Annotated in this window: 10 protein-coding genes; all 10 read right to left on the minus strand. The window is 65.9% G+C overall.

All coding sequences use genetic code 11. The features are described 5' to 3' along the window. Positions 1-86 precede the first annotated feature (86 nt). The 10 genes from ACWCRB_RS46895 to ACWCRB_RS46940 all read right to left on the minus strand — a co-directional run bounded on the left by ACWCRB_RS46895 (position 87) and on the right by ACWCRB_RS46940 (position 9,827). On the minus strand, positions 87-527 hold the full coding sequence (locus tag ACWCRB_RS46895; protein ID WP_451001918.1) for an SRPBCC family protein: 441 nt from the start codon (positions 525-527) through the stop codon (positions 87-89). Between the two features lie 327 nt (positions 528-854). Beyond that, the gene (locus ACWCRB_RS46900) at positions 855-1,034 is read right to left on the minus strand and encodes a hypothetical protein (RefSeq protein ID WP_451001919.1); all 180 of its coding nucleotides are present in this window, start codon (positions 1,032-1,034) and stop codon (positions 855-857) included. Then, positions 1,034-1,546: an NUDIX domain-containing protein gene (locus ACWCRB_RS46905; RefSeq protein WP_451001920.1), complete on the minus strand. Its 513-nt coding sequence runs from the start codon at positions 1,544-1,546 to the stop codon at positions 1,034-1,036. The genes ACWCRB_RS46900 and ACWCRB_RS46905 overlap by 1 nt, the downstream gene beginning before the upstream one ends. Before the next feature lie 401 nt (positions 1,547-1,947). Continuing rightward, positions 1,948-2,334, minus strand: coding sequence for a hypothetical protein (locus tag ACWCRB_RS46910; RefSeq protein WP_451001921.1), 387 nt, complete (start codon positions 2,332-2,334; stop codon positions 1,948-1,950). A 123-nt stretch (positions 2,335-2,457) separates the two neighbouring features. Further along, positions 2,458-3,699, minus strand: a complete 1,242-nt coding sequence (locus tag ACWCRB_RS46915; protein WP_451001922.1) for a helix-turn-helix domain-containing protein — start codon at positions 3,697-3,699, stop codon at positions 2,458-2,460. Between the two features lie 167 nt (positions 3,700-3,866). Then, positions 3,867-4,802, minus strand: a complete 936-nt coding sequence (locus ACWCRB_RS46920; RefSeq protein WP_451001923.1) for a major capsid protein — start codon at positions 4,800-4,802, stop codon at positions 3,867-3,869. A gap of 170 nt (positions 4,803-4,972) precedes the next feature. Continuing rightward, positions 4,973-5,422, minus strand: coding sequence for a P27 family phage terminase small subunit (locus tag ACWCRB_RS46925; RefSeq protein WP_451001924.1), 450 nt, complete (start codon positions 5,420-5,422; stop codon positions 4,973-4,975). A 732-nt stretch (positions 5,423-6,154) separates the two neighbouring features. Beyond that, a complete protein-coding gene (locus tag ACWCRB_RS46930) occupies positions 6,155-6,529 on the minus strand; it encodes an HNH endonuclease (RefSeq protein WP_451001925.1) in 375 nt (124 codons plus the stop codon). 364 nt (positions 6,530-6,893) lie between these two features. Next, on the minus strand, positions 6,894-7,334 hold the full coding sequence (locus tag ACWCRB_RS46935; RefSeq protein WP_451001926.1) for an HNH endonuclease: 441 nt from the start codon (positions 7,332-7,334) through the stop codon (positions 6,894-6,896). 663 nt (positions 7,335-7,997) lie between these two features. Then, a complete protein-coding gene (locus ACWCRB_RS46940) occupies positions 7,998-9,827 on the minus strand; it encodes a recombinase family protein (RefSeq protein WP_451001927.1) in 1,830 nt (609 codons plus the stop codon). Positions 9,828-9,984: the final 157 nt, after the last annotated feature.

Genomic DNA, 9,984 nt, shown 5'->3' on the forward strand with positions numbered 1-9,984 from the left:
AGCCCGTCCGGCGTTTGAGGACGAAGGGGGGTCTGGGGGCGCAGCCCCCAGGGATGGGACGGGTAGGGGCGGCGGGGGCGAAGAAACTACTTCGGCTCCTCCACGCGCTTCTTCAGGCCCGCCAGCGCCCGGTCGATGATGACCTTCTCCGCCTTGCGCTTGATCATGCCGAGCATCGGGATCTTGACGTCCACCGTCAGCTGGTAGGTGACCTCGGTCGAACCGGCCCCCGCCGCCTTCAGGATGTAAGAGCCGTCCAGCGCCCGCAGCATCTGCGACTTGACGAGGGTCCACGAGACCTCGTTCTCGCCGGTCCAGGTGTAGCCGAGGGTCTGGTCGTCCTTGATCGCGCCGGCGTCCATGACGAGGCGGACCTGCTCGGCGCGGCCCTGGGTATCGGTCTTCAGGACCTCCGCCTCCTTCACCTCGCCGGTCCAGTCCGGGTAACGGGCGAAGTCGGCGATCACCGCCATCACCTCGTTCGGTGCCGCCTCGATCGTGATGCTCGAACTGGTGAATTCAGCCATCGCTGTGGCTCCTCCAGATGCGGTCCGGTGAGGGAGGTTTGGTGCGCACGTATGTGCAGCGTGAAGGCTACCCCGCGCAGCCCGGCCCGCTGTCATCCGCACCCGCCCTCACCAGCCGAAGGGGCTCCGCCCGGCACGTGGCCGAACGGGGCGCTTCCGTGTCTGTTCAGTCGCTGAACGACGACTTTACAGCGGTGACGATGTCTGCCGCCTGGTCGTCGGTGAGGCTCGGGACCTAGCTGACGAGAAGCTGGTGCCGAGACCATGCTCAAGCCCCGCCCAATGCGCCGGGGGAGATGCATGGACGGGGCTCGACTCGAACCGGTGCTACGACGCCGTCTCGGTGTCGCTGTCGTCGTCAGCCTCGTTGGGGTAGAGGCTTTCCGGCGTGTGGGTGCGGACGTGCCTGTCCGCGAGTGACCCTTGCGTGTTCTGCGGTGTGCCGTTCGTCCGGTCCCGCTCGATTGCTGCCTGTGCCGCCGCTACGGTTCGCTTGGCGATTCCCATTACCGGTTGTCCGCCGTCACCGACTTGCCCTCGCAGAGGAACTGCGCGGGCCCGAAGCCGTCGAGAACGGCGAGTGCCCGGCGGACGCGGCTTTCCTGGTACGGCTCGGTGAAGGTGTTCAGGGTGTGCGGCTGTACCCATCGGTAGGCGGTCAGTTCCGGCTCTTTGCCGTCTTCCGGCTCGGGCAGCGTGACGGCCGCGGTGTTCAGCAGGGTCCCGCCGTCGAAGACGAGGTTGTACCCCTCGGTGACGCCGGTCTCCTCGTCGTGCGGGATGTAGTCGACCAGGAGCAACCGGCCCGGCCGGAAGTTGGCAAGCCCGGTCTCTTCGGTCACTTCACGGGCGCACGCCTCGTGTGCGGGCTCGTCGCCGTGTGCTCCGCCTCCCGGCAGGATGCACCCGTCCTTGTAGGACGGTTCGACCATGAGGACCGCTCCGCTCTCGTTACGGATCAGCGCGAGAGCGCCGATGCGCCGACCGGGCGGGTTGGTCAGGTCAATGTCACTGTGCAAGACATCTCCTCGTTGTGTGGGCACGCCAAAGCGCGCTCCTGGCTTTGGGGGATGAGATATAGGAACGGGGCCCCGCCCATGCGTCACGGGGATTTGGGACGCATGGGCGGGGCGGCCGACGCGCTGAGCCTTGCTCGGGCCGTCCTCAGCGGGCCGGAGTCACCAGCGGACAGGTTCCGCGCTGCCACCGACGCATACGGGGCAGGGGCGTTTCTCGGTCCATCCGCAGAGTTGACACCCGCCGAATCCGCAGCACCCGTCACACCAGATGGACCGGTGCCCGGTACAAAGCCCGCAGTAGCTGGGTGAGTTCAGTGGGAGGGGATGCTTCCTGATGCTCTCGGCGCGCGTCCGGTGGGGCTCCCTGACAGCATTGCGACACCGCTGCTCCGGGGCGGTTGTCACCCAACTGCTTCAACGGGGCTGTCGGAGTCGTTCTCGTCGTCTTCGATGTCCTCCGGCACGGGCAGGCGCATTCCGCGCGACTCGGCCACCCTCAGCGCGTCCCGCAGGCACTCGGCGAGACGAACCCCGGCGTACTTCAACTCTCCAGTTGACGCCGTCTGGTCGTCGAGCAAATTGCCCGCGTGCTGAAGCACTTCCGAGCCCATCGCAAGCTGAATGGTTTCCATCTCGTCGGCGAGCCGGGACAGGTATCCGCCCGCGTTGTCCGTGCTCAGCAAGCACCGCTTGCCGTCCGTCGTCCAGGGCAGCAACCGCACATGGCGTCCTGAAGGAATATCGGCAAGGTCCTGCCGTCGCTGCCGGTCGTTGTCCGTTCTCTGCATCGCTTCGGCCCCCTCTGATGGTTCCTCGGTAGAGGGAACCTACGGGCGCTCAGAAGCTCATTCCACGTGCTCACAGCGGTAGTTCAGCGTTTTGAGCAGCGGAAGTACCACGCTCCGCAGCGCCTACCCGGCGACCCGGAGATGAGCCGCCATGCTGCGCATATCTTCCGTCAGTGTCCGCTTGCGGGTCTTGAGGATGTCCGCCATCACACGCCGGGCCATAGGCTGATGGGTCATCCACTCACTGGCTGTACGGCGGATACGGGTCAGCTCGTCCATGGCGTCCTGGTGCGACCCGAGTACGACGTGAGCGCGGGCGACGTCCAGCCGGTGCCGGCCCCAGTTGTTGGTGCTCAACGTCCCGTAGTTCCGCACCGCCTTGCCACTTAGCGGCCCGTCGTCGGCCCGGCGCAGCACGCCCCGCGCATCGCCGACCAGCGACAGATCCTCAACGGCTTTCGCCTCCACAGTGACGGGGCCGAACGCGCTCCAGTGCGCGGGGAATTCGACGTGTTCACCGTCCAGCGCGCCCCCGGCGGTCCGTGCCATCCTGCGAGCTTCCTGCGCCACGTCCGGCCGGTTGTTGCGCACCGATGCCGCCGCGACCCTCAGCCACAGTTCACCCCACACAGCGAGGTTCGCGGGAGTCGCTTCGGACATGCGCGGTTCGATCTCCTGTGCCGTCTGCGCTGCCAGTTGTTCGGACTCGTCGAACCGGTCCTCTCGCAGCAAGAGCCAGCACAGCCCCACGACTCCTGTTGCCGCCAACTGAGTCTGGCCGGTCTCGCGGGCAAGGCGGATGGCCTCAGCGAGCGCGAAATAGGCCATGTCGTACTGCCGGACCTGCGTCAGGTACTTGCCCGTGAGCAGCAGCGCGTGAGCCCGAGCAATCGTGGCGTGCTGCTGCTCCTCACCTTCGAGGGTGGCAACGGCAGCTTCGGAGGAACGCAGCAGACCGGGCAACTTCCGCGCGACGGACGTGTACCGGTCGGCCTGATAGAGCGCGTGACCGTCCTGCACGCCTTGCCGGATGGCGGAGACTTCCCCGGCTTCACCGGGTTCAGCCAGCGGCACTGAGAGCCCGACCGGGGGCATGAGAGACCGCCTCAGCTCCGCCAGATACCGGCGGTTCGCCTCATCCTCGGTGCCCAGTACGGACGTCGGAGCCTCGGTGGCGAATAAGGCAGACGTCGAGACCCCCAGCGCGCGGGCCAGGGCAGCAAGCGTGTCCATGCTGACATGCCCTCCCTGCTCGGCCTTGCGCACGGTGCTCAGCGAGAGATCCGCCGCCTCCGCCAAGCCCTCTTGGCTCAGTCCGGCCGTACGGCGGAACTTCTTGACGTTGTCTGCCAACCCTGTGGACATCGGCACTCACCTCACGTCAAGCGTATGCCCCCGCCGTAGCCGGGCAACTCTGATCAGTCAAGCCGGACCGCTCGCCAGATCATCTGATGCGCCGCCAGAACGGGAAAAGGCCCCGCACCCAACCTCCCGGACGGGGAGGTGAGTACGGGGCATTACTCTCAGCGCTGTCAGCCGTTCACAACGCCTGTCAGCCGTGCGGCGGCCTTCCCGCCGAACAGCGCGAGACCGCAGTAGAAGTCGATGCGAGTCCGGTAGACGGGCTTGTCGTGGGCCTCACCCAGGTCGGTTGCCTGTACTCCGCCGTTGGTCAGCCCGGACACTCCGGCGTCCGCCTCGGAGGAGCCGAAACGCACGGCGTAGATGTCACCGGTCGCCTTGCCGCTCGTTTCCGTCGTGAGCGGCAGCACGTCCGTGCCGTCGAGTCTCTGCCCTGCATCCAGCAGCGGGACCCCGTTCCACATAGTGGCGCGCTTCCCGGCTATCTCGTTGACCAGGAGTTCACCCCCACCGAGCCGGCGGAACCCGGAGACAATTTTGGCCCGAAGCGCACCGTTCATGTAGAGCGCGCCGTTCGATCCACTGATCCCCCGCACTTGTGCGGTGAGAGCGTCCAATGTGTCGAAGAAGTCGTAGCCGCTGGCGACGGGCCCCACACCCTTCGCGTCGATCACCTGGTTTCCCATGAGCCTCTTGCGCAGACCGTCGAAGCCCTTCGGGTTCACCAGCACATCGCCGTTGAAGAACTGGTCGGAGAAGTGAATCGATGCCGCCTTGATCTTCATGTGGGTCTGAATAGCTCGCTGGTCGTTCAGGTTGCCGCGTGTCTGGACGATGAACTTGTCCAAGTCCGCGTCCCCGCCGAGGATGGCAAGCGTTTCAACACGTTGGTTGAGTGCACCCACACTCTCCGGGTACGCCTCGTTTACCGCACGGAACGCGACGCCGGGCAGAGTGGATTCCTCGTTGTACTTGTATGCGCTCCCCTCAACTTGAATCAACGGCAGGCGGTCAAGGATCGGAGACTCCTGAACGAAAGTCTCAACCACCCCGCGCTGCAACTGGTCAAGAGTGAGCTTTGCCGATTCGGCAAGGGTGAGTGCCATATTTTCCTTCACTAGTGGTTTCAAATCCGGAATCGGATGAGCGCCCGGTTATTTCAGGCATCCCGGATTCCCGGATAAAGGGTGGGCTGCCACTACGTCGAAGTAGGCGCCCGGAGCCCATGAGGCTTGCCCAGCAGTCACCAAGGGGCGCGAGCGGCACGGGTAGACCGTCAGTCGAAAACTCCGTCATCCTCGCCCCCGCTGAATTCCGGCGGGGTGATCCGGGTTGCCGATGCGGGGCTCAGCCCCAACTCACCGACCAGCGACCGGAAGTGACTCCGGTACTGGTGGGCGATCGTCACCCACGGACTCTTGACGTTCCCGCGTTCCGTCTCGACCACCAGACCTGTACGGGACAACTCCCGTTCCGCCTGCCAGAGCCGAGCGACTGTCACGCAATACTCGATAGCCGTTTCCCGCTGCGGGTCGGTCAAGCCCGCCGACACCACCAGGGCGGGAATCGTCCGCGCCCACACGTCCGCCGCCTTCCCACGCACATCCTCGGACGAGTCGCCGGGCAACAGCTCGGACCAGTCCGGTTCGATCGGGTCCAACGGCGTGAACCGCGCGCCCTCGCTGTTGCGGTCGGGACGGAAGGTGCCCTCGCGGACGGCTTGCATATGTGGTTTAGGTTTGGCACCTCGAAATGCCATCGTCTCCAGCCCGTTACAGGTACCTATCGACTCTTACTGTTCGATTCTTTGGGCCTATGTCATCCAGCCAGCCAAGACGAACCTCCACTACCTGAGATTGGGTCTTTCGGGTGCTCTTAGGAATATCTAGCGGCAAGATCGCTTGGCCGCCAGGTCGCAGGTCTAGAGGGAACTGATTGCGAGCGCGTGAGGTGAATTTTGGAACGTTTTCGTGAGAAGGGATCGGGTGCATGGAAACCCCGACATTGCGCGCCATGGCCGGCCCGCTATTATCGATCACGAGGAAGAGATTTGAGTAACCGTCCCTTACGAATCTGGCTCCGAGGGTTGCAGATCTCTCGCCCTCTTGCCGCTCCCGTTCAATCCTCGCTACGTCCGCAGCGCTGGCAGCAGAGGCTTCTGCAGCTCGGGCGCTGCGGAATGCAAAGATACATGCCCCGATCGACAGCAGAAGCCCCAACATTGCGGCAACGGCCGAAACTCCAGCGAACGTGTCGGTGGTGGAAATGGCGACTTGGCCCCCTCGATACCCCATGGCGATTTCGTGCCCAGGCGCCGTGATCATTAATCGGGGTGAGGGTGCTAAGGAATTTCCGGAACGAGATACCCCTTCCGCAGAAACGTTTCAATGGGCCATACGAGTTTTTTGCCTCCCTGCCGTTCTTTTGCGGGAGGGCGAGGGGGTCCCCGCCTGGTCGGCTACGACCGGCGAGGCTGGACCCGCTCGGCAGCCCAACCGCCCGGCTGGTGCTTCGCGGTCTCCCTGTTGTGGCACGACGTGCACAGCGGACGGAGACGAGACCACGCGTCCAGATCTTCAACGCCCTTGGCGACCAGCGCACGGCGTGACTCGGGGAAGTGGTCGGCAACGGTCGCCGTCTTGGTGCACAGCACGCACCACGGATGCGCGTACAGGTAGCGCCGCCGGATGCGTTCCCACTTGACCCCGTATCCCTTGGCCGTGGTCGTCCCGCGCTGCTGCTCCGCTTCCTTGGCGTGCTGGGGGCAGCGTCCGCCCGTGGTCAGTTCCGGGCAGCCGGGTACCGAGCAAGGGGGGCGGGGCTTGCGAGGCATGGGGGATCACCTCCGAACCGGGGGAAGTGGGGTGAAGTGGGGACCGCTCGGTGTAGCGGTGAGGGTCTCTCGCGTGCTAATTGCGAGCGCCCTAAGCGGGGCAATACGGCCACGGTTTGGCGTAGCTGTGCCGCTCGCTATGTGGTATTTGCCGGGCTCTGAAAGTGGCGAGGAAGTGGCGAAGGTTTGGCGTAGCGGTGCCACGTTCCCGTACGGCTGAATTGGGTCATGCCTCAAACGACAGACAACCAACGGCCGGTGTTCGAACTCCGCTGCGGCGGGCTGTACTTGGCGATTCAGCGCGTCCCCGGATGGGTGGTGGCAGCTCTCGCCACGACCACGGGAAGCGCACTTGCCGCGTGGCTCACGTCCCGGTGATAGTTCCTGTGGGGAAGTCCTCGCCCGTCTTGGCCAAGTGGCATCCGTGGCAAAGGGGTTGAACGTTCGTGTCCGTGTCCTCGCCACCGAGGGCGAGCGGCTGCACATGGTCCACATCCACCACGTCCGCGAGGACGAGCGACCCGCACCGCGCACAACGGGCACCACCACGGGCACCGACCAGGGCACGAAGCCGAGCGGCACCCGAGAACACCCGGACCAGCACCGCGCGACGGACCCGCCGAGCACGCACCGAAGCACGCCGTTCGTAGACCTGGTGGTGACCCTCGCAGCGGCCCCGGTGAGTGGCGGGCTCGGTGCAGTCAACACACCGCATGCTCACCCCCTGGTCGTCGTTCTGGCCTGTCTGCGCAAGCGACCTGAAAGGCAACATGCCTGTGCCCATGGGCAGCGTGCTCACGGGCATCCGGCCACTCGTTGTTGCGTGCCCACCCCGGACTTGAACCGGGGAACTCTGCGGCCGATATCCCCGATCCGGGGCCAGTACCGCGCACCTCTACCGTTGGGTCAGTGGGCTTGGCGTTGCCCTCGCCGGCGAGACCGGTCCGGGCATGGTGGGGAGACCACACGGGCTTACAACCCGTTTCGGCGACTCGCGGACGAGCCGGTTACTCATGGGCGGTGCAGTCTCCCCGCGCTCTGCCTCACGACCCCTGCGGCCACCCCGAACGGGTGCGTGGTGCACGGGCAGAGCTGGTGAGAGTCGGGCACTCAGACCGCCGTTTCCGGGCTGGTGGGGTGCGCGGTAACCCGCTCTCACTGTGTTGTGGGGACCAACGAATTCCCGTCCCCGCTGTGCGGTGACTTTCGCTCGCTCGGTCCCTCATTGGCTTGTGGGGACCACCAGATTCCCGAGCCCCGAGCATGACGGGATGACGGTTCGGATGCCGTTTTGGTTTTCTCTCTATTTTTCTATGTGCATTCAAAAAAGTAGGTCTAACCGTCATACCGTCATGGGCTGCCCGCTGGTCGCGCTGCCTGCCCGGAGCCCCGAGCGTCCGTGTGCGGGCGCAAGTCAGCCCCGGCGGTCACATGGACTACCGGGGCTGTCTCGGGGTGGTACAGGGGGCTAGGCGAGGACCGGAACCCGCTCGGGCACCAGCTCGGCAACGGGCTCGGGGTGCTCTCGGGCGGGGTCGGCAACGGGCTCGGCGAGCACGTGCACCGGTTCGGCCGTGGTCTCCGCAAGCCGTGCCACGGCACCGGGCACCGGGGGAACGTCCGTGCCGTTGGCTTCGGCTTCGGTGTCCGCAGCGGCTACGGCCACACCTTCCGCGGCGGGGTCCAGCTCACCCGTCATGGTGAAGTCCACGCGGGACGTGTCCAGCTTCCGCCACCCGCCACGGGTACCGCGCCGGACGTCCAGACGGGCACCCGCATCCATGAGCATGGCGCGGCGGGCGGTGTGGTCGGCTGCATGCCATTCGTCGGCGTAGGTGCGGCCCGTGGGCGTTACCGTCCGCGTCGGAGCCACCTTCTCGCGCCCTTCCAGCTCGGCTATGCGCGCGTCCAACGCGTCCGCGCGTTCCTGCCATGCGTGCGCGGCGTGCTTGGACTTCTGCCGTCCCTTCTGTTCCTGGTGCTCGCTGAACTCGGCAAGGGTGGCGAGCAGTTCGGGCTCCGGGTCGTAGCCGGGGACGCTCACGACCGTGTTCACGGAGATCGTTCCGGCAAGGCGCAAGAACTCTTCCGTCACGTACGCGTCCGCCCAATTCGCGCGGATGCTGCTCGGCTCGGCGCAGCGTTCGCCCCGTGTGGCGGCGGTGCACCCGTAGTACTGATTGCTTCCGCTTCCCTTGGGGCGTAGGTACATGCGTCCCTTGCATCCGGCGCAGTGGATCACCCGCAGCAGCAGCGCAACCGTGTCCCGGCGGATACGCGGGCCGGTGGGGCGGCTCGTCTCGGCGAGCAGGGTTCCTACCTGGTCGAACTCGGTCCGCGTCGTGATCGGCGTAGTGGTGATCATGACGGGGGTGCCGTCCTTGTCCCGGACCGGGTTCCCGTCGTGCACCTTCCAGCCGAGCATGGTGTAGGAGGTGAGAATGCGTTTGATGTGGGTCGCCTGCCAGCGGTGACGTTCGCGCCGTGTCCCGGGGCGTCCCTTGACTCCGCTGCCGGTCATGCCGCCGGTCGGCTTGCCTCTGCGCATGGCCTGGTGGTCGCGAGAGGACGGCACCTTGTCATCGTTGAGCCCGATGGCAATCTGTGTCAGGTTCTTCCCGCTCAGCAGTTCCCGCACGATGCGCTCGATGACCCGCACGGCGTCCGGGTCGGCAATGAGGGTCTTGCCGATCCCGCCGTGTTCCTTGGGCATCGGCACGGACATGTAGCCGTACGGGATGGCACCGCCCGCCCAGCGCAGTTGCATAGTGCGCATGGCTGCCTGTGCACCGCTGACCCGGTCCCGCGTGCTCTGCGACTCGACCTGTGCCGCGAACGCGAGCATGAGCATCATGAGTTCGCTCATGGGGTCCATCGGGTTGCGGAAGTCGAACACCAGCCGACCCCCGCCGATACCCTCGGCAAAGACCAACATCTTGCGGTGCTCGCGGGCCCACGCGGCAAGCTCGTGCATGTGCGCCATGGACCGGATGGCACGGTCGAAGCGCCACCACACGAGCGCATCGAAGTCGTCCGGACGGGCGAGCCACCCGCCGAGCTGCGGACGGTCGAAGGGACCGAACGCGGACGCGCTCACGTCCAGGTCGACGGCTTCGCGCAGTGCGTCAGCCTCGCCGAAATCGATCCCGAGGGCTGCCGCTGCAATGTCGTCGGCTTCACGCTGCCGCTCGGGGCTGGTGGTCTCGTCCGTCATCACGGACAGCCGGACACACCGCACACCCCGCAGGGTCTCGGTGTAGACCGTGCCCGCCAGAGGGCTCCGGGGTGTAGTCGTCATGTCCCGTGTAGGGACCGACACATTCCCGTCAGGGCGGACGAGCGGGGCGGCAAGGGTGCTCACCTGTGATCACTCCAGAGTGGTACGTCTGGAGTATCCGGACCGGCGTTTGAGGACGAGCGCGTTCAGCGCGATACGGGGGTCTGGGGGCAGAGCC

The organism is Streptomyces sp. NPDC002156 (assembly GCF_053593675.1).

Bases quoted from the DNA above. Each gene is read 5' to 3' on its own strand.
- ACWCRB_RS46910 (WP_451001921.1), bottom strand. From the start codon at position 2,334: ATGCAGAGAACGGACAACGACCGGCAGCGACGGCAGGACCTTGCCGAT.
- ACWCRB_RS46940 (WP_451001927.1), bottom strand. From the start codon at position 9,827: ATGACGACTACACCCCGGAGCCCTCTGGCGGGCACGGTCTACACCGAG.
- ACWCRB_RS46930 (WP_451001925.1), bottom strand. From the start codon at position 6,529: ATGCCTCGCAAGCCCCGCCCCCCTTGCTCGGTACCCGGCTGCCCGGAA.
- ACWCRB_RS46925 (WP_451001924.1), bottom strand. From the start codon at position 5,422: ATGCAAGCCGTCCGCGAGGGCACCTTCCGTCCCGACCGCAACAGCGAG.
- ACWCRB_RS46935 (WP_451001926.1), bottom strand. From the start codon at position 7,334: ATGCCCGTGAGCACGCTGCCCATGGGCACAGGCATGTTGCCTTTCAGG.
- ACWCRB_RS46920 (WP_451001923.1), bottom strand. From the start codon at position 4,802: ATGGCACTCACCCTTGCCGAATCGGCAAAGCTCACTCTTGACCAGTTG.
- ACWCRB_RS46895 (WP_451001918.1), bottom strand. From the start codon at position 527: ATGGCTGAATTCACCAGTTCGAGCATCACGATCGAGGCGGCACCGAAC.
- ACWCRB_RS46900 (WP_451001919.1), bottom strand. From the start codon at position 1,034: ATGGGAATCGCCAAGCGAACCGTAGCGGCGGCACAGGCAGCAATCGAG.
- ACWCRB_RS46915 (WP_451001922.1), bottom strand. From the start codon at position 3,699: ATGTCCACAGGGTTGGCAGACAACGTCAAGAAGTTCCGCCGTACGGCC.